The sequence below is a fragment of the Bradyrhizobium sp. S3.2.6 genome, assembly GCF_040546885.1.
GTDB lineage: Bacteria > Pseudomonadota > Alphaproteobacteria > Rhizobiales > Xanthobacteraceae > Bradyrhizobium > Bradyrhizobium cytisi.
On record NZ_JBEPOS010000018.1, the window covers coordinates 111,315 to 129,656 of the forward strand.

Annotated in this window: 14 protein-coding genes; 9 read left to right on the plus strand and 5 right to left on the minus strand. The window is 64.8% G+C overall.

What is annotated here, in order from left to right; genetic code table 11:
• Positions 1-6 precede the first annotated feature (6 nt).
• Together ABID58_RS26990 and ABID58_RS26995 are read right to left on the minus strand one after the other, a co-directional pair.
• Positions 7-672: a GntR family transcriptional regulator gene (locus tag ABID58_RS26990; RefSeq protein ID WP_354035795.1), complete on the minus strand. Its 666-nt coding sequence runs from the start codon at positions 670-672 to the stop codon at positions 7-9.
• Between the two features lie 8 nt (positions 673-680).
• Positions 681-2,093, minus strand: coding sequence for an FAD-binding oxidoreductase (locus tag ABID58_RS26995; RefSeq protein WP_354035796.1), 1,413 nt, complete (start codon positions 2,091-2,093; stop codon positions 681-683).
• Between the two features lie 178 nt (positions 2,094-2,271).
• On the opposite strand from ABID58_RS26995, the gene ABID58_RS27000 reads away from it, so the two are divergent.
• On the plus strand, positions 2,272-3,156 hold the full coding sequence (locus ABID58_RS27000) for a dihydrodipicolinate synthase family protein (protein WP_354035798.1): 885 nt from the start codon (positions 2,272-2,274) through the stop codon (positions 3,154-3,156).
• Positions 3,157-3,265: 109 nt separating this feature from the next.
• Here ABID58_RS27000 and ABID58_RS27005 read toward each other — a convergent pair whose 3' ends face one another.
• Positions 3,266-3,547, minus strand: a complete 282-nt coding sequence (locus ABID58_RS27005) for a hypothetical protein (RefSeq protein ID WP_354035799.1) — start codon at positions 3,545-3,547, stop codon at positions 3,266-3,268.
• Between the two features lie 41 nt (positions 3,548-3,588).
• Positions 3,589-4,413, minus strand: a complete 825-nt coding sequence (locus ABID58_RS27010) for a hypothetical protein (RefSeq protein ID WP_354035801.1) — start codon at positions 4,411-4,413, stop codon at positions 3,589-3,591.
• Positions 4,414-4,889: 476 nt separating this feature from the next.
• Between ABID58_RS27010 and ABID58_RS27015 the strand changes: the two genes are divergently transcribed.
• The 8 genes from ABID58_RS27015 to ABID58_RS27050 all read left to right on the plus strand — a co-directional run bounded on the left by ABID58_RS27015 (position 4,890) and on the right by ABID58_RS27050 (position 16,516).
• Positions 4,890-7,223 carry a TonB-dependent siderophore receptor gene (locus ABID58_RS27015; RefSeq protein WP_354035802.1) on the plus strand — a complete coding sequence of 778 codons (2,334 nt, stop codon included), beginning with the start codon at positions 4,890-4,892 and terminating at the stop codon, positions 7,221-7,223.
• A gap of 2 nt (positions 7,224-7,225) precedes the next feature.
• The gene (locus ABID58_RS27020; RefSeq protein WP_354035803.1) at positions 7,226-8,254 is read left to right on the plus strand and encodes an extracellular solute-binding protein; all 1,029 of its coding nucleotides are present in this window, start codon (positions 7,226-7,228) and stop codon (positions 8,252-8,254) included.
• Positions 8,247-9,428, plus strand: coding sequence for a PepSY-associated TM helix domain-containing protein (locus ABID58_RS27025; protein ID WP_354035805.1), 1,182 nt, complete (start codon positions 8,247-8,249; stop codon positions 9,426-9,428). Before ABID58_RS27020 ends, ABID58_RS27025 begins: the two co-directional genes overlap by 8 nt.
• 78 nt (positions 9,429-9,506) lie before the next feature.
• Entirely contained in the window at positions 9,507-10,739 is a 1,233-nt protein-coding gene (locus ABID58_RS27030) for a rhodanese-like domain-containing protein (RefSeq protein WP_354035806.1), read from the plus strand.
• A gap of 195 nt (positions 10,740-10,934) precedes the next feature.
• The gene (gene serA / locus ABID58_RS27035; RefSeq protein WP_354035807.1) at positions 10,935-12,179 is read left to right on the plus strand and encodes a phosphoglycerate dehydrogenase; all 1,245 of its coding nucleotides are present in this window, start codon (positions 10,935-10,937) and stop codon (positions 12,177-12,179) included.
• Positions 12,180-12,296: 117 nt separating this feature from the next.
• Positions 12,297-13,316 carry a patatin-like phospholipase family protein gene (locus ABID58_RS27040; RefSeq protein ID WP_354035808.1) on the plus strand — a complete coding sequence of 340 codons (1,020 nt, stop codon included), beginning with the start codon at positions 12,297-12,299 and terminating at the stop codon, positions 13,314-13,316.
• A gap of 3 nt (positions 13,317-13,319) precedes the next feature.
• Positions 13,320-14,774, plus strand: coding sequence for a GntP family permease (locus tag ABID58_RS27045; RefSeq protein ID WP_354035809.1), 1,455 nt, complete (start codon positions 13,320-13,322; stop codon positions 14,772-14,774).
• Positions 14,775-14,854: 80 nt separating this feature from the next.
• Positions 14,855-16,516 carry a tannase/feruloyl esterase family alpha/beta hydrolase gene (locus ABID58_RS27050; protein WP_354035810.1) on the plus strand — a complete coding sequence of 554 codons (1,662 nt, stop codon included), beginning with the start codon at positions 14,855-14,857 and terminating at the stop codon, positions 16,514-16,516.
• Positions 16,517-16,549: 33 nt separating this feature from the next.
• Here the strand turns inward: ABID58_RS27050 and ABID58_RS27055 are convergent, their stop codons facing one another.
• On the minus strand, positions 16,550-18,268 hold the full coding sequence (locus tag ABID58_RS27055; protein ID WP_354035812.1) for an ATP-dependent Clp protease adaptor ClpS: 1,719 nt from the start codon (positions 18,266-18,268) through the stop codon (positions 16,550-16,552).
• Positions 18,269-18,342 lie beyond the last annotated feature (74 nt).

The window sequence follows — 18,342 nt, forward strand, 5'->3', positions numbered from 1 at the left end:
GACCGCTCAGTCCACCTTCAGCGCTTTTGCATAGACCACGCCCGAATTGGTGATGTGCGTCGTCATCGCCGCTTCGAAGGAGGCGTGCTCGCCGCGCGCGAACAGATCGAGCAGCTTGCGATGCTCGTCGAAGGAGGAGCGGGTGCGCACGTCGATCGGCGAGGTCAGGTTGGTGCGGAGCGCGGCGACGCGGCTAGATGCGAGCTGGTAGGATTCGGCGAGGTACCGGTTGCCGCAATGCGCGAACAGGCCCTCGTGAAAGCTGGCGTCGGCGCGGCCGTAGGCGATGTTGTCCTTGGCCTCGACCGCCGGCTCCATCGCCGCGATCGCATCGCTCATGGTCGCGATCGCACCATCGCGGTCGTGGCGAAAGGCGAGCTCGGCGGCCCTGGGTTCGAGCGCGATGCGGAAAGTGCAGAGTGCGGCAATGTCCGCCGCGCTCGGCGTGAACACAAAACTGCCGACCTGCGGCCGGATCACCACGAGCCCCTGCGCCTGCAGCTGGCCCATCGCCTCGCGCACCGGCGTGCGGCTGACGCCGAAGGAATTTGCCACCATCTCCTCGGAGATGGCGGCACCGAGCGCAAACTCGCCGTCGATGATCGCCTGCCGCAGCCGCAGCATCACCCGCTGCGACAGCGATCTCGGCGCATCGAGCTTCAGCGCGCGCATGGATGCTCTCAGATGACCTTGCCGGGGTTGAGCAGATGATCGGGATCGAGCGCGGCCTTCAACGTCCGCATCAGGGCGATCTCGCCCTCGCTGCGGGCATGCCCAAGCCACTTCTTCTTCAGCGTCCCGATGCCGTGCTCGGCGGAGACGCTGCCGCCCATCTCGCGCACGAGACCATAGATGATCGTGTCCATCTCCTCCTTCGGCTGCTGCTCGACGGGAAGGCCTGTGACCCAGGAGACGAGGTGCAGATTGCCGTCGCCGATATGACCGTAATAGACGCTCTCGCAGCCCTTGATGCCGGAAGCCAAGGCCGCCTTGCAGCGCGTGGCGAACTCGTCCATCCGCGCCACCGCAAGGCCGATGTCGTAGGAGATGTGAGGACCCAGCACCTGGCCGAACTCGGCGCAGATGTCGCGCACGCGCCAGAATGCCTGCGTCTGCGCCAGCGATTGCGCCACGGCGGCATCCGCGAGCAGCCCGCGCTCCATCAGCTCTTCGAGCCAGGCCTGGAAGCGTGGCGCTTCGACGCTCTCGTCGGTGCCCTGCGCTTCGACCAGCACATAGAGACCCTGGCCGGCGGCGACCGGCGGCTTGACGCCGGCGCGCGTCGTGATCACGTCCCAATAGTCCGGCCACATCACCTCGAACGCCGACAGCAGCGGGCCGAGCCCGCTGCGTGCGGCATCAAGCAGCGCGATCACCGCGGCATAGTCCTTCAATGCGCAGAGGGTGGCCATCGTCGAGCGCGGTTTCGGAAACAGCCGCAGCACAACGCGGGTGATGATCCCGAGCGTGCCTTCCGAGCCGATGAAGAGATGCTTCAGATCGTAGCCGGCATTGTTCTTCATCAGCTTGTTGAGGCTGGTGATGATGGTGCCGTCGGGCAGTACCACCTCGAGACCGAGCACCAGCTCGCGCGTCATGCCGTAGCGGATCACGCGATTGCCGCCGGCATTGGTCGCGAGATTGCCGCCGATCGCGCAGGAGCCGCGCGAGCCGAGATCGAGCGGAAAGAAGAAGCCGGCCTCGTCGGCTGCCTTCTGGATCGTCTCCAGCGGCGTGCCCGATTTCACCGTCATCGTCATCGAGGCGCGATCGATCTCCTCGATGCCGGTCATGCGCTCCAGCGAGATCGCGACCCAGCCCGCTTCGGGTGCGGCGCCGCGGCAGAGCCCGGTCAAGCCGCCCTGCGGCACGAAGGGCAGGCGTGCCTGCCGGCAGGTCATGATCGCATCGGCAACGCCCTGCGCATCGAGCGGCCGGATCACTGCGAGCGGCGTCTGCGGCAGGCTCGCGCTCCAGTCGTTGCAATTGCGCGCGGGCACGTCCCTGCCGGTCAGCACGGCTGCGGCACCGAGCTTGTTACGCAACGCGGCGAGCGATGGCTCGGGATATCCCGCGGGGGTCACCATGTTCATGCGAGACCTCCTCTGGATTTGGCTGCGCCTCACGCGCGCCGCGACGGCGGAAAGGATTTGCGCCTATCTTGTATGTAAGGTACAAGATAAAAAGTAAAGCAAAAACAAGGCTCGGTAGGCTCTCTGAGATCATTGGAGATCAGGGGCTTATTCGGGAGCCGCAACAATGGGTGGTGCTATGACGGAGGCAATTCGCGGGTTCTGGGTGGCGTCGGCGACGCCGCTCGCGATGGACGGCAGCGTGGATTCCGCCAAGCTTGCCGCCCATGCCAAAAAACTCTTCGGCAAGGGCGTCGACGGCGTCGTGCTGTACGGCACCACCGGCGAGGGCACCTCGTTCAATGTCGCCGAACGCATAGCGACCATCGAAGCCGTGCTCAAGGCCGGCGTGCCGGCGGAACGCATCGGCATCGGCGGCGGCTTCCCCGCCATCGGCGACAGCATCGCGTTGACGCGCGCCGTGCTCGGCCTTGGTCTGCGCCACGTGCTGTATCTGCCGCCTTACTTCGATCGCAGCGTCACGCCTGAAGGTATCGAGGATGCGTTCGCGACGATCTTCGATGGTGTCGCCGACGATCGTCTGCGTGCCTATCTCTATCATATTCCGCAGGTCTCGGGCGTCGCGATCCCGACGACGGTCGCGGCGAATTTGCGCAAGCGTTACGGCAAGGTGGTCGCCGGCCTGAAGGACTCCAGCGGCGACTTCAAGCAGTTCCAGGCATTCCGCGCTGCTGCGCCGGAGCTCGCCATCACGGTCGGCAACGAAACCGACATCGCGCGTGCGATCGCCGGCGGCGGCGCCGGCACTATCTGCGGCATGGCCAACATCGCGCCGGAGCTGGTGAAGGCGATGTTCGACGGCAAGGATGTCGAAGCCCGCATGCAGGCCGCGGTCGATATCGTGGTGAAATCGCCATCCTTCCTCACGACGCTGAAGGCCATTCTCGCCGCACAGACCGGCGACGCCGGCTGGTTGCGCGTGCGTCCGCCGCTGCGTGCGTTGTCGGACGGCACCGCGCTCAAGGCGAAGCTGGACGAGCTGACCAGCCCTGCGCTCGCGTAGCTGCAAAAACCGCACGGCCGATCCATAACATCCGCAGCTTGTGGTCACGCCGCCACGCGACGCTTGGTTGGTACATGCGCCCTTGTTGCTGCTTGCGGAGCGACGCCGATCAGGCTGTCCGGGTCGCACGCCGCATCATAAGCGCGCCGGCGGGCGCTGTTTCGCCATCGCTCACGACTTTGCAGACGTAGATGTTTTGCTCGCTGCTCCAGTCGCAACGCTCGAGCTCGCCGTTTGGCCCTGAAACATAGATTGGCGAGCTGGGGAGCGCCGCCTTGGCCGTCAGACTCTGGCGGCGGCTCGCTACTTTCTTTGCTTTTTTGACCTTTCGCGCCGTCGTTGCCTTTTTCCCCGTCCTTGCCTTCTTTGCACGCTTTTTGGCCTTTGCCATTGCCTGTTCCTCGATGGTGCGACGTCATTGATGTCCGATTGCTATCGGCCTTTCAGATTGGTTGAGACCGCAAGCCCGACCTGCTTAGCGAAGTGCGCTTCGAGTGCTGGCAGCGCCAATTTCTGACCGCCGTTGGGCCCGAACGTAATCGTCAGATCATGCGTGCGATCGCGACTTGCCGAGAGGAGTGCTCCATTCTGGTTGATCGTCGCCTGGACGAGCGTCCAGGCTGGCGTCAGGTCGCCCGCGGTCGATATGACGAATTTGACCTCGTGAGAAATCGCATTTCGCTCGAGCGGCCCACCGGGGTCGCTGGGGGGCGAGATGTCCTGCGTCGCGACCGGTCCGACCTGCGCCTGTAGCCACTCCCTGAGCTTCAGATCACTTCGAACCAGGGGAGAGGGCGAGTTGCCCATCTGCACGCCGGCCTGGCAATACTTGCGATAGTAGAGGTCATGGATGGTATAGAAAAAGTTCAGCGTGTCGGTCCTAGTCGCGTCGGCCGAGACTGTCGCTCCTCCGGCAAGCGTGAATATCGAATTTGCCGGTGTGGGCGGCAGCCAGACCGCGTTTGGATTGAGGGACGACTTTTCTTCGATGGTCAGCGTGAGGCTGACCTGGACGCCCCAGGTCTCCAGCCACTCCGCATATCGCTTTCCGTGATTCAAACGGGCGAGTTCAAGATCGCGATTGATTACAAACTTGACGGCATTCGCAATTTCGCAGTGCACGCTGGTGACAATCGACTGGACCATGAGCTGTCCGTCGATCGGCGCGGCTGGAAATTCCTGCAAATCGGGCACTCTCAAGCCGCACCCGCCAAGAAATGCGCCAAGCAAAACCGCGGCTGTGACTCGGATGCCCATGGTCCGATCCCCCCGTTGAAGCGCCCTCCGGAAAATTCGCACGATCCGGATGAGCTCCGCAACCAAAGGTAGCTGTGCCGTTGCCGAAAGTTCCTGCGCTGTTGCGCCCAAGCAACGTCTCGATCGATGTGACGGCTTGGGGCGCATCGCGATGCCAGGATGGCTTGCATCTTGTGGCCGCGCGTTTCGCCCAGTCGCGGTAACCGGCGACCGACGCCGGCGTGGTTGGGCGGCAAGCCGATTCGCGGGCGAGTTCGCCATCGCCTGAGATCGCACGAGGGCGCGACACGTTGTCGCGAATTCGCGATCTGCGTGTCGTGCGCCCTGCGATGGCAAGCGACGATTGCCGCACGGCGAGCAACAAAGCTTAGAACGCTTCAACACTAGAGCGATTCAAGTCGCTGCCAGGTTCTCTTCATTCGCCGCGGCTGGTAGATGCGCCAACTTCAATGCTGTGACTTGGAAGTGAATCGAAAGTGCGTGCTCCTGTGGATGGCCCTCGCGTCAGTGGTCATCGAAATCGCGCCGGCAACAGCCGCGCCAGCCTTCTCATCGGAACGGCCGTGCTGCTCGCCGGATATCCCTTCGACACCACCAATGCGCAGGCGCAAACGGCGCTGCCGCCGGTGAATGTGGATGCACCGGCGCAGCGGCCGAAGCAGGCACGCGCTTCGGAGCAGTCGCAACGACGCACACAGGCAGTCGCGCGCCGTAGCCCGACGGCCGGTCCGCCCGCGGCGCCGACGCCGTCCGAACGCGCGGCGACTGAAGCCGCCGCACAACAAGCCGCAAAGCTCGGCTATCGCGCGATGCCGAGCGCGAGCACGCTGCGCTCGGGCGCATCACCGCTCGACACCTCCCAATCCGTCAACGTCGTGCCCGCGCAGGTCATCAAGGACCAGCTGCCGCGCAATATCGACGATGCGCTGGTCAACATCAGCGGCATCACCCAGACCAACACGCTTGCCGGTACCCAGGACGCGGTGATCCGCCGCGGCTTCGGCGATAATCGCGACGGTTCGATCATGCGCAACGGCATGCCGCTGGTGCAGGGCCGCAGCCTGAACGCCGCAGTCGACAGCGTGGAGGTGCTGAAGGGACCGGCCTCGCTGCTCTACGGCATCATGGATCCCGGCGGTATCGTCAACACGATCAGCAAGCGCCCAGAGCTCTATCAGCACGGTTCGGTCACGCTGCTCGGCTCGACCTACGCGAACAACCGCAACGGCGCCGACGGCACACTCGACGTCACCGGTCCGATCGGCGATGGCGGTCTCGCCTATCGCTTCATCGGCTATGGTGTTAGCGAGGACTACTGGCGCAATTTCGGCCGCCATCGGGAAATGCTCGTGAACCCGTCGCTCGCCTGGTACGGCGAGACCACGACGGTTCAGCTCACCTATGAGCACCGCGAATTCATCTATCCGTTCGACCGCGGCACCGCCTTCGTCAAAGGCGCCCCGCTGGCGATCCCCGCGACGCGCCGGCTCGACGAACCCTTCAACAACATGTGGGGCACGTCCGACCTGGTGCAGGCCTCGGTCGAGCAGAGGCTCGACGACAACTGGAAGGTCACGGCGGCTTACAGCTACAACACCGAGACCTACAGCGCCAACCAGCTCCGCATCACCAATGTCGACGCCACGACCGGCGTCGAGAAACGCAGCAACGACGGCACCCAGAACTCGCTAAGCAACGCCAGCTATGGCACCTCCTATCTGCAGGGTGACGTCTGGGTGGGCGGCTTCCGCAACGAGATCCTGTTCGGCGGTGAGGCGCTGTATCGCACGATCGATCGCCGCGACCTGATCCGCCAGGCGACGGCGAACTTCAATTTCTACAACCCCGTCTACGGGCTGGTCACGCCGGGTACGACCGTTTCTGCAATCGACAGCGAGCAGACCGACAAGCTCGGAACCCGCGGCTTCTTCGCCCAGGACACGTTCCACCTGACCAACTGGCTATCCGTGGTCGGCGGCGTGCGCTGGATGGAATACGAGCAGCTCGCGGGAAAGGGCCGGCCTCTGTTCATCACCAACACCAATCTAGCGGGCGACAAGGTGCTGCCGCTCGGCGGCGTCATCGTCAAGCTGAGCGAAGAGCTCTCCTATTATGTGAGCTATACGCAGTCGTTGAAGCCGACTTCGGTCATTGCGCAGTTCGCGGGTACGACCGTGGGTTTCGTGGTCACCGGCAATTTCGCGCCCGAGGAAGGCACACAGTGGGAAACCGGCTTCAAATTCGACGTCAACAAGCGGCTGTCGGGTACCCTGGCGTTCTACGACATCCAGAAGAAGAACGTGCTGGTCAGGGACGATCTCGGCAACGGGACGGTTTCGGCGCGAACGTCCGGCGCGGCCCGCTCGCGCGGAGTCGAGTTGGACGTGACCGGCAAGCTGACTGACGATTGGAGCATGATCGGAAGTTACGGCTATACCGATGCGCGCTTGATCAACGATCCCGATGTCGGCAACGCCAAGCTGTTCAACGCCGCGATGAACACGGCCTCGCTCTATCTCGTCTACGATTTCGGCGAGCGGCTGCCCGGACGTCTGCGGCTCGGCGGCGGCGCGCACTATGTCGGCGACCGGCCGGGCGACTCCGCTAACACGTTCGTTCTGTCGGCCTACACCGTCGCAGACGTCTTTGCGACCTACGACACGAAGATCGACAAGCTGCCGGTGACCTACCAGTTCAACGTCAAGAACCTGTTCGACAAGGTCTACTATACGTCCACCACCGGGAGCGCTTTAGCCGTCGCGATCGGCGATGCGCGGCGGTTCTCGCTGTCGGCCACGGTGAAGTTCTAGCGATGGCGATGCAGCGCAAAGCCATCGCGGTCCTGATCGCGTCGGCGTCTGCCTGCCTTGTGGCCACAGGTGCGAGTCGCGCCGAGGAGATCACGCTGTATTCGACCAGGGAGACTGCCCTGGTTGCGCCTGTTGCCGCGGCCTTCAGGGAAACGAGCGGCATCAACGTCAAAATCGTCTTGGTCGAGGACAGTCTCGTCAAGCGCCTGGCGTCGGAAGGCGAGGCATCGCCCGCCGACATCCTGCTGACAATCGGACTGGATAAGACCACCCAGCTTGCTACAGGCGATCGGACACAGGCTTTCACGTCGCCGCGTCTCGAACAGGCCGTTCCGGCCAACCTTCGCGGGGGCAGTTCGCAGTGGATCGCGCTTGCGATCCGCCCGCGCGTCGTGATGGCGCGCAACGACAGTGGAATCACGGCGATCGACTATGAAGACCTCGCGCGTTCGCAATGGCGCGGAAAGCTCTGCGTGCGTTCGCTGCTGCATCAGAACAATGTCGCGCTTGTTGCCGCCTATCTCGCTCACCATGGTGAAACGGCGACCGAGGCCTGGCTCGCCGGTCTGAAGGCCAATCTCGCCCACAAGCCTGCTGGCAAGGACAACGACGTGATCCGCGAGATCGCGCAAGGGACGTGCGAGATCGGTATCGGCAACACCGTGGCATTGGCGCAATTGCGTGACGGACGGGAAGGGGCCGACTGGCGCGCCTGGGCGATGGTGGTCAAGGCGGTTCCGACCGCTTTCAACGGCGGCGGTACGCATGTGAACCTCACCGGTGCGGCCATCGCGAAACATGCGCCGCACGTCGCCGGCGCGCAGAAATTCCTGGAGTTCCTGGTCACGTCGCCGGCGCAGTGGATGTTTGCGGCCGCGGAGCTTGAATATCCCGTGCTGGCCAATGCCAAGCGCGCGCCGATCGTTGCCGAAATGGGCTCGTTCACCGCCGATGCGCTGCCGATCGACGAGATCGGCCGGACCCAGCAAGCCGCCATCGCGCTCATCAAGAAGGCGGGCTTCGATGAGTAGGCTCGGGCACAGGATCAAGGCGGCGCTGCTTCAGGTCCATTCCATTGCCGGCCTTGTGCTCGCGCTGCTGTTGTCCCTGATCGCGCTGACTGGCGTGATCATGAGCTTCGAGGACGAGATCGTCGACCATCTGAACGCCGGCATCATGCGGGTCGTGCCACCGACTGCTCCGGCGCTGATGCCGGACGAGCTGGTCGCGCGGCTGAGGGCGGTGCCGGATGCCGGCAAGGTTGCGGCCATCATGCTGTCGAGCGATCCGTCGGCGGCCGTGCATGTTCGCTTTGCCCGCGACGAGCAGGGCGCGCGGCCGTCCTCGTTCTATGTCGATCCCTATGACGGCAGCGTGCTTGGCGTTCCGCGCGGCGAGGAGTTCTTCGCAGCGGTGCGCAGGCTGCATCGCTGGCTACTCATCCCCGGCGATGCCAAGGGCTGGGGTCGTCAGGTTACCGGTGTTGCCGCGCTGGGCCTGATCGTGATGCTGATCTCCGGGCTCGTGCTGCGCTGGCCGCGCCGGGCAAGCAGCGTGAAGATGTGGCTGAAGCCGAATTTCGGGCTCAGTGGCCGCGGCTTGTATCGCTCGTTGCACGCCGTCATCGGCACCTGGGTCCTGCCGGTCTATCTCGTGATGACCTTGACCGGGCTCTGGTACTCGTTTGACTGGTACAAGGACGGCGCGGTCTGGCTGCTGTCGCGTCCGCATGCGGCGGCGGCGAAGATGCAGCCGAAGCAATCGCGTCCACCCGGCCGTTCCGAACCGGCTCAGCCGGTCGGGTTCGATCGGGCCTGGACGACGTTCCGGCGCGAGGAGGGTGGCCGCTTTTCCAGAGCGCAGCTGACGCTCCCGGCCGGCGTGGGCACGGTGATGCGGATCCGGTCGTGGCCGAAGGACTCCACGCTCGAGTCCATGCGCGATGAGTTCCGCATCGATGCCGTCACCGGCCAGATCATTTCGGCGGAGCGCTATGCCGACAAGACGCTTGGTGAGAAGGCGATCGCGAGCGTGCTCGACGTCCACCGCGGCGCGGTCCTGGGCTGGCCCGGCAAGCTTGCGTTCATGATCGCCGCGGCGCTGATGCCGATGTTCGCAGTTACGGGTGTCCTGCTGTACCTGTCGCGTCGCAAGCTGCGGCGCCCTGCGCAGCAGCCGCTCGGGCGGCTGGTTCCGGGCGAGTGAGTTGCTGCCGCAAAGGCTAGCCAATGTCTCGACAATGGTTCAAAAGCCGATGGCCTGTCCTCGCCCAGGGTTCACGTCATGAAGCTTTCGACCGTCACCTCCGCCGATATCCGCCGCGCGCTGCTGTTGCGCGAGGAGATCGCGCTGCTCGATCTCAGGTATGAGGCGGTCTTCGCCACCGGCCATCCGCTGTTCGCGGCCAACATGGCCGTGGACCGGATCGTGATCGAGGCCGCGGTGCGGCTGCCGCGCAAGGACGCGCCGGTCGTGCTGTTTGACGACGGCGAGGGGCTGGTCGCATCCGGCGCCGAGCGCCTCGCGGCACTCGGCTACAGCAATGTCCGTGCACTCGATGGCGGGCTGAAAGCCTGGCGCGCGGCGGGCTACGAGGTGTTTGAAGACGTCAATTCCTATTCAAAGGCGTTCGGCGAGCTGGTCGAGGCGCGCCGGCACACGCCGTCGTTCAGCGCTGACGAAGTGGCAAAACTGATCGCGGACAAGGCCAACATCGCCATCCTCGACGTCCGCCGCTTCGACGAATATGCGACCATGAACATTCCGGGCTCGGTCAGCGTGCCTGGTGCCGAGCTGGTGCTGCGGGCCGGGCAGGCCGCGCCCGATCCTGACACCACCATCATCGTCAATTGCGCCGGCCGCACCCGCTCGATCATCGGCACCCAGTCGCTGATCAATGCCGGCGTGCCCAACAAGGTGCGGGCGCTGCGCAACGGCACGATCGGCTGGACGCTGGCGCAGCACACGCTCGCTCATGGTGCTGACCGGCGTGGCGCGATCGGGCCCTTCGAGGGCGGCCCGGCCAAGGCCCGCGACGTCGCCTATCGCGCCGGCGTCCGCCATATCGGCGCGAACGAGATGTCGGCGCTGGTCGCTGAGACCAGCCGCACGCTCTATCGCTTCGACGTGCGCGACGCGGAGGAGTATGCAGCCGGTCATCTCCCGGGCTTCCGCCATTATCCGGGCGGCCAGCTCGTGCAGGAGACCGACATGGCCGCGCCGGTGCGCGGCGCGCGCATCCTCCTGAGCGACGACAAGGGTGTGCGCGCCGACATGACGGCGTCCTGGCTCGCGCAGATGGGGTGGGAGGTCTATGTGCTCGAAGTCGGCTATGCCGGCACGCTCGAGGTCGGTCCTCCGCTGGGCCTGCCGAAGCCCGACCCCGCGCATCGCTACCGCCGCCCCTATGAGGGAACCGGTATCGCCGAGCGCGCGATGCAGGCCTATCTTGACTGGGAATACGGCCTCGTCGACCAGCTCCGCCGTGACGGCACGCACGGGTTTTACGTGATCTGATACCGTTATCCGTCACCCTGAGGTGTGCGCTCTGCGGCGCGATCGCGCCGCTGAGCAAGCCTCGAAGGATGACGGGTCTGGTACACCGAGCATATCTACCGCCGGCGCCATCTTCTCCCAATATCGAAAGCCTATTGTGCTGCGTGCTGTCCGCGGTCTATGAGCTGCGGCAAAACCGCTACTTACGGAGATTCCATGCCAGCCCCAGGCCAAAGCCCTGAGCGGAGCGCGAAGGCGCTGCTGCTTGAAGGTGTCAATGACAGCGCCGTGGATATGTTCAAGAGCGCGGGCTTCACCAATGTCGAGCGCCTGACCAAGGCGCTGGATGGCGAGGCGCTGCGCCGGGCGCTCAAGGGTGTCTCGCTGCTCGGCATCCGCTCCCGCACCCAGATCACCGACGAGGTGCTGGAAGCCGCCGACGGGCTGCTCGCAATCGGCTGCTTCAGCGTCGGCACCAACCAGGTCGATCTGCCGGCAGCGCGCAAGCGCGGCATTCCCGTGTTCAACGCACCGTTCTCCAACACGCGCAGCGTCGCCGAGCTCGTCATCGGCGAGATCGTGATGCTGCTGCGGCAGATCTTTGCGCGCTCGGTGTCGGCGCATGAGGGCGGCTGGGAAAAATCGGCGGCCGGCAGCCGCGAGGTGCGGGGACGTACGCTCGGCATCATCGGCTACGGCAATATCGGCTCGCAGCTCTCGACGCTCGCGGAAGCCATGGGCATGCGGGTGATCTATTACGATCGCACCGACAAGCTCCGCCATGGCAACACCGAGCCGGTCGAGAAGCTGGAAGAGCTGCTGGCGCAGAGCGACGTGGTCAGCCTGCACGTGCCGGAGACGCCGGAGACAGCCGGCATGATCGGCGAGAAGGAACTGCGGGCGATGAAGCCGGGCTCGTTCCTGATCAACAACAGCCGCGGCACGGTGGTCGATCTCGACGCGCTCGCAGGCGCGCTGCGTGACGGCCACATCGCCGGTGCCGCCATCGACGTGTTCCCGGTTGAGCCGTCCTCGAACGCGGAACGCTTCAAGAGCCCCGTGCAGGGCCTCGGCAATGTCATCCTCACGCCGCATGTCGGCGGCTCGACCGAAGAGGCGCAGGAGCGCATCGGCGGCGAGGTGGCACGCAAGCTGGTCGACTATTTCATCACGGGATCGACCATGGGGGCGGTGAACTTCCCGGAGGTGCAGCTGCATTTGCGTCCCTCCGGCGTGCGTTTCAGCCACGTCCATCGCAACGTGCCGGGCATGCTGCGCCGGCTGAACGAGGTTTTCCTCCAGCGCGACATCAACATCGCTGCGCAATATCTGGAGACGGCCGGCGACCTCGGCTATGTCGTGCTGGACGCCGATCTCGGCGGCGAGGAATCAGGCGCGCTGCTGGCGCAAATCCGTGCGCTCGAAGGCACGATCGGCGCACGGCTGGTATTCGAACACTAGACTAGGCCGCCGTCACGTTCCGGTTGCATTCCGAGGCCAAGTCTCCCTAGACTGCTGTTATCCTCGGCGTGTTACAAATCGCGTCGAATTTGAGCTTCAGTTGCGTGAGTGTCCGCCATGGAACGGGACGCCGTACTGATTGATCTCGCGCTTCAGGGCGGCGGTTCGCACGGCGCCTTCTCCTGGGGTGTGCTCGACCGCCTGCTGGAGGAAAAGTGGCTCACCATCGCCGCGATCTCCGGAACCTCCGCAGGCGCGATGAACGCGGCGGTGCTGGCGGATGGCTGGACGGCGGGCGGCGCCGAGGGCGCGCGTGATGCCTTAGAACAATATTGGCGCCGTGTCGCGAAGGCCGCGGCCTTCAGCCCGCTGCAGCGTTCGCCGCTCGATCGGCTGATGGGGCGCTGGACGCTCGATACATCGCCCTTCTACATCCTCACCGACCTGATGTCGCGGGTGCTGTCGCCCTACGATCTCAATCCGACCGGCTACAATCCGTTGCGTGCGGTGCTGGCCGAGAGCATCGATTTCGAGCGGCTGGCGCGCTCGCCGATCCAGCTCTTCGTCACTGCAACGCGGGTGCGCACCGGTCGCGGCCGCATCTTCCGCAACGCCGAGATCACGGCAGATGTGCTGCTGGCCTCGGCCTGCCTGCCGACCATGTTCCGTGCGATCGAGATCGATGGCGAGCCCTACTGGGATGGCGGCTATGCCGGCAACCCGACCATCACGCCGCTGGTGCGCGAGAGCGACGCGCACGACACTATTCTCGTTCAGATCAATCCAACCGAGCGGCTCGAGGTACCGCGGACAGCAGCGGAGATCCTCAACCGTGTCAACGAAATCTCCTTCAACTCACCGCTGATGAAGGAGCTGCGGATGATCGCGCTGCTGCGCCAGGCGGCGGATCCCGGCAGCGGCGAGGGCGCGCGCTGGGCGAAAATGCGGACGCATCGGATCAAGAGCGACATGCTGGCGAAGTTCGGCGCATCGTCCAAGCTCAATGCGGAATGGGAGTTCGTCTCGATGCTGCGTGCCGAGGGGCGCATCGCCGCGGATGTGTTCCTGGCCGAACACGGTGCGGATATCGGCCGGCAATCGACCGCCGATCTCGATGTGCTTCTGGCGGAGTGCTGAGGCATGGGGCTTCTTGGCCTCTTCGTCGGGGTGGGCCTGCTCGTGCTGTTTGCCTTTCGCGGCTGGAGCGTGCTGCTGCTTGCGCCGCTCGCAGCGCTCGTTGCTGCACTGTTCGGCGGCGAGCCGCTGCTTGCGAACCTCACTCAGGTCTTCATGGTGAACGCGGCGGGATTTCTCGCGCAGTTTTTTCCGATCTTCCTGCTCGGCGCCCTCTTCGGCAAGCTGATGGATGACAGCGGCGCGGTCACGTCGGTCGCCGCCTTCATGGCGAAACGTCTTGGCGAGCGGCGCGTGATCCTGGCGGTGGTGCTGGCCGGTGCGCTGGTCACCTATGGCGGTGTCAGCCTGTTCGTCGCGTTCTTCGTCATCGTGCCGATGGCTCGTTCGCTGTTTCGTGCCGCCGCGATTCCGCGCCGGCTGATTCCGGCGACGATCGTGCTGGGGACGTCGACCTTCACCATGTCGGCCTTGCCGGGCACGCCGTCGATCCAGAATGCGATCCCGATGCCGTTCTTCGGCACGACGCCCTTCGCCGCGCCGGGCCTGGGCATCGTCGCCTCCCTCATCATGCTCGGCACCGGATTGTGGTGGCTGCATCGCGCCGAAGCCAAGGCTCGCCGCGTCGGAGAAGGCTATGGCGATGACGTCGAGGATGTGACCGAGCGAGCCGCCGCCGATGAGCTCGTCCGCGAACGTGCGACGACGGCACGGGAGTTCGATCCGGCGGAAATGCAGCATGGCCATCGCAGCGGCGAGCCGTCGCCGGCCCTGAGTGCCGTCCTGCCGCTGGTCGTCGTCGTGGTCGTCAATCTCGTGATGTCGCTCGTGGTGCTGCCGCGGCTCGACGTCTCTTATCTCGCCGAGCAGCGTTTTGGCGGAACGTCGCTTGCCGCTGTTGCGGGCGTGTGGTCGGTCGCGGTCGCCCTGGCAGCGGCGATCGTCACGACCATCGCGCTGAACTGGGCGCGGCTGCCGGCATTGCGGCAAACCATGGACGCCGGGGCCAATGCGTCGGTGCTGCCGGCGTTCAGTGTCGCGAGCCTCGTCGGATTTGGCGCGGTTATCGCCTCGCTGCCAGCATTCGCGCTGGTGCGCGAATGGGTGCTCGCGATCGAAGGCGGTCCGCTGGTCTCGCTCGCGGTCGCGACCAATATCCTGGCAGCGCTGACCGGCTCGGCGTCGGGCGGCCTGACGATCGCGCTCGACGCGCTAGGCCAGACCTATGTCGATCTCGCCGCACGCACCGGCATCGACCTCGCGCTGATGCATCGTGTTGCAGTGATCGGTTCGGGGACGCTGGACATCCTGCCGCACAATGGTGCGGTGGTCAGCCTGCTCGCGATCTGCGGCCTGACCCATCGCGACAGCTATCTGGACATTGTGATGGTGGGCATCGTGACGTCGCTGCTGGCGCTGGTGGCTGTGATTGCGCTGGGCAGCGCCCTTGGATCGTTCTGAAGCGATTGACGCAGGCACGAAGGTTGCGTTGAATGCGGCCAACTGTCGGACGCAAAAACCGAGAAAGCCGGGTGGAAACGATGAGGTTAACAAGGGCAAGGCTGTGTGCATGGCTGGTGGGGATTGCGGCAGCGCTGAGCGCGACCGGCGCGTTCGCGGCGACACTGGCCGAGGATGCGGATACCGTCTGTAAAGGTCTCGCCGGCGGCACCGACGCCGTCAAGATCGATACCGCGACGTTTCTGGCCGCGTCCCAGCTCGTTGTTGCCGAGCGCGGACCGACGCCGTCGGGACGCATCACGCCGGCCAATCCCGCCTTCTGCAAGGTGCTCGGCCATATCGACCCGGTCGATCCCAAGGCGCCGCCAATCAAGTTCCAGGTCAACCTTCCGGTCGAGTGGAACGGGCGCTCGGTGCAATATGGCGGTGGCGGTTTCAACGGCGTGCTGATCACCGGCCTCGGTTTGCCGCCGGCCTATCCCTTCGACAAGCCGTCGCCGCTCGCGCGCGGCTTCGTCACCTACGGCACCGACTCCGGTCATGAGTCCAGACCGGGCGAGCCGCCGCAGCTGTTCGCGCTCAACGACGAGGCGTTCGAAAATTTCGCCCACGGCGCTTACAAGAAGGTGCGCGACGCCGCTGTTACGCTGATGCAGCGCGCTTACGGCAAGAAGCCGGACAAGATGTACTTCATGGGCTCGTCCGAAGGCGGCCGCGAGGGCCTGACGATGGCGCAGCGTTATCCCGACGATTTCGACGGGATCTTCGCGCGCGTGCCCGTCATCAACTGGGTTGGACTGCAGCATGCGGGCACCCGTTCCGGCATCGTCACCATGGGCGAGGGCTGGATCAATCCGGCGCAGGTCAAGCTCGTGGGCGATGCCGTGCGAGCGGCCTGCGACAAGGCCGACGGATCCGAAGATGCGCTGGTGCAGGACCCCGTGGGCTGCAAGGCAGCCTTCAAGGTCGAGACGTTGCGCTGCGCCGAAGGCAAGAGCGGCGATCAGTGCCTCACCGACGCGCAGATCAAGGCGGTCGACACGCTGCACGCCACCTACAAATTCCCGTTCACGCTCGCCAATGGTCTCGACGATTATCCAGGCTGGGGCGTGTCGGGTGAGGATACGCCGGCGATCGGACCGACCGGCGGCTGGATGGCGTGGTGGCTCGGCGCCGCGCCGCCAGCGCAGCCGCCCGCGCCCAACAACGGCATCGCCTGGATCTATGGTGCCGGCGGCATTCAATACGTGTTCGCGCGCGATCCCAAGCTCGACGTCACCACCTACAAGGTGGAGGACCACAAGGCGCGGCTGCTCGAGGTGTCGGCACTGATGGATTCGACAGATCCCGATCTCAGCCGTTTTCGCGCCCGCGGCGGCCGGCTGATCATGCTCGAGCATATGGCGGACTACGCGCAGAGCCCTTATGCCGGCATCCGCTATTTCGAGAGCGTCGAGCGCAAGCTCGGCAAGGCCGAGACGGCGGAATTCGCGCGGCTCTACACCGCGCCCGGTGTCGACCATGTCGGCTCCGGCGCGCCCGCCAATGTCGACATGCTGAGCGCGCTGGTCGACTGGGTCGAGAAGGGCACGGCGCCCGGCGATCTCGAAGTCACCGAGCAGAAGGTCGAGGCGCCGTTATTTGCGGTCACACGCGCGATGCCGCTGTGCCGCTGGCCGGCCTGGCCGCACTACAAGTCCGGCCCCGTGACGGAGGCGGCGAGCTTCACCTGCGCGCCGTAGGGACAATGCGTGCTGAGCGCGATGGCGGTGGAATCACCCCGCCGCCATCGCCTGTGCGCCGCCAAGCAATTGCGCATTGAGCCGACCGCCGGAGAACAGCATGTCGTCGAGCGCCTCGTCGATATCGGCTGACGTTACCGAGTTGCCGCCATCGCGCGCCAGGCTCGCCTGGGCCAGCCGTCGCATTAATTCCTTGATGAATGCGCAACTCGTGCCCTCGCTGCGGCGTGCCGCCTCCGTGATGACCGCATCGTCGAGCGGCAGCCCCTTGCCGTAGAGCCGGACCAGCTTGCCGCGGCCCTGCTCGTCAGGGAGCGGCACTTCGATCGCCTGATCGATCCGGCCCGGGCGGCCGGCGAGCGCGCCTTCGAGGTCCTCTGGCCGGTTGGTGGTCAGGACGAACAGGATGTCTGCATCCTCCTTCAGTCCGTCCATCTCGTTGAGCAGCTTGTTCAGCATCGATTCTTCACACGGCCCCATGTCGTCGCGATCGCGGGCAATGAGATCGACGTCCTCGATCACCACCATCGATGGCTGCAGCAGGCGCGCCAGGCTCATATAGGCGCCGAGCAAGCCGATCTGCTCCGCGGTGATGATCAGCGTCGTATGACCGGGCAAATGCGTCGCGAGATAGCGGATCGTGTGGGTTTTGCCGGTGCCCGGTGGGCCATACAGCAGGATGCCCTTCCGGGTGGACTGGCCAAGCCGGCGCAATTGATCGCGCGTGCCGACGAAAGTCAGCACGTTGCGATCGAGTAGCCGCAGGGTCTGCTCGGGCAGGATCACATCGTTGCGCGCGACCTCTGGCAATCGGTGCACGGTGATGCCGCGCGAGCGACCGCGATAGTCGGAGTCGGCATCGAGCGAGAGGATCTTGCCGCGATAGGTTCGTGCGGCCTGCACGGCCTCTTCCAGCTCGCTGAAGCACTGCTGGACCAGGGCTGCGCCTGCGGTGCCTGACGGCACCAGGATCTCGATCCGAATTCCCGGCTCGCGGCTGTATTCGCGGTGTGCGCAGAGCAACACCGCATAACGGAGACCGTCCTGCTGGCACAGCCACAGTCCGTTATCCAGACACTTGACCGGGCTCTTCTCGCCGACGTCGACGTCGGAATATTGCAGCGGGGCGATCGCGACCGCATAGCGGCCGCTCTTGAGAAGGCGCGAAATCGACAGCGTTTCGTAGCGCTGCTCCTCGTTCAGCCCGAACAACCGGATGGCTTTGCCGAAGAGCCGGTCGATCGCGGCCTGGACATCGACCCGCATGTGGCCGGGAAATTGGCGGATCGTGGTCACGAGTTTGCTGCGCGCAGTGCCGGCAAAGTGCCAGTCAAGGACGTCGCAAGCAAACTCGAAATTCTCTTCCTGTCCGCTTGCGGGCTCATCCGCTGCACGCATGCATTCGCTGCAAAGCGAGATTGTGCGATTGCCGATCCGAACGTCCGTCTGTCCCTCGGGCTTGCCGCAGAGTTCGCAAGGAGTCTTGATCGCCTCGAGCGTGACCTGCAGTTTGTGGCCGGCCAGTGTGATGGATTTTTGCGCGGACTTGAGAAGAGCCTCGGCGACGGGTTGCGGGTAAGGGCCGCAAACTCCCTTTTCCTTCTGTTCGATCTGGGTGATTAGCGCAGCCGCTTCACGCTCCGATTTGCCGAAAACCTGACGGAGCAGATCCATCACGAATTGGTCCGGCGTGTCCTCGTCACTATGAATGACGAGTTGGGTCGGCTGGGTTTCGCCACGCATACTATTCATCACCAAAGGCCTCCGGAACAATCTATGATTGAACGGAACGAATAGGGAACACAAAAAGAAGCGGCCGTCAAGCG

Bases quoted from the DNA above. Each gene is read 5' to 3' on its own strand.
- ABID58_RS26995 (WP_354035796.1), bottom strand. From the start codon at position 2,093: ATGAACATGGTGACCCCCGCGGGATATCCCGAGCCATCGCTCGCCGCG.
- ABID58_RS27045 (WP_354035809.1), top strand. From the start codon at position 13,320: ATGGGGCTTCTTGGCCTCTTCGTCGGGGTGGGCCTGCTCGTGCTGTTT.
- ABID58_RS26990 (WP_354035795.1), bottom strand. From the start codon at position 672: ATGCGCGCGCTGAAGCTCGATGCGCCGAGATCGCTGTCGCAGCGGGTG.
- ABID58_RS27000 (WP_354035798.1), top strand. From the start codon at position 2,272: ATGACGGAGGCAATTCGCGGGTTCTGGGTGGCGTCGGCGACGCCGCTC.
- ABID58_RS27010 (WP_354035801.1), bottom strand. From the start codon at position 4,413: ATGGGCATCCGAGTCACAGCCGCGGTTTTGCTTGGCGCATTTCTTGGC.
- ABID58_RS27005 (WP_354035799.1), bottom strand. From the start codon at position 3,547: ATGGCAAAGGCCAAAAAGCGTGCAAAGAAGGCAAGGACGGGGAAAAAG.
- serA (WP_354035807.1), top strand. From the start codon at position 10,935: ATGCCAGCCCCAGGCCAAAGCCCTGAGCGGAGCGCGAAGGCGCTGCTG.
- ABID58_RS27020 (WP_354035803.1), top strand. From the start codon at position 7,226: ATGGCGATGCAGCGCAAAGCCATCGCGGTCCTGATCGCGTCGGCGTCT.
- ABID58_RS27040 (WP_354035808.1), top strand. From the start codon at position 12,297: ATGGAACGGGACGCCGTACTGATTGATCTCGCGCTTCAGGGCGGCGGT.
- ABID58_RS27030 (WP_354035806.1), top strand. From the start codon at position 9,507: ATGAAGCTTTCGACCGTCACCTCCGCCGATATCCGCCGCGCGCTGCTG.
- ABID58_RS27050 (WP_354035810.1), top strand. From the start codon at position 14,855: ATGAGGTTAACAAGGGCAAGGCTGTGTGCATGGCTGGTGGGGATTGCG.
- ABID58_RS27055 (WP_354035812.1), bottom strand. From the start codon at position 18,268: ATGAATAGTATGCGTGGCGAAACCCAGCCGACCCAACTCGTCATTCAT.
- ABID58_RS27025 (WP_354035805.1), top strand. From the start codon at position 8,247: ATGAGTAGGCTCGGGCACAGGATCAAGGCGGCGCTGCTTCAGGTCCAT.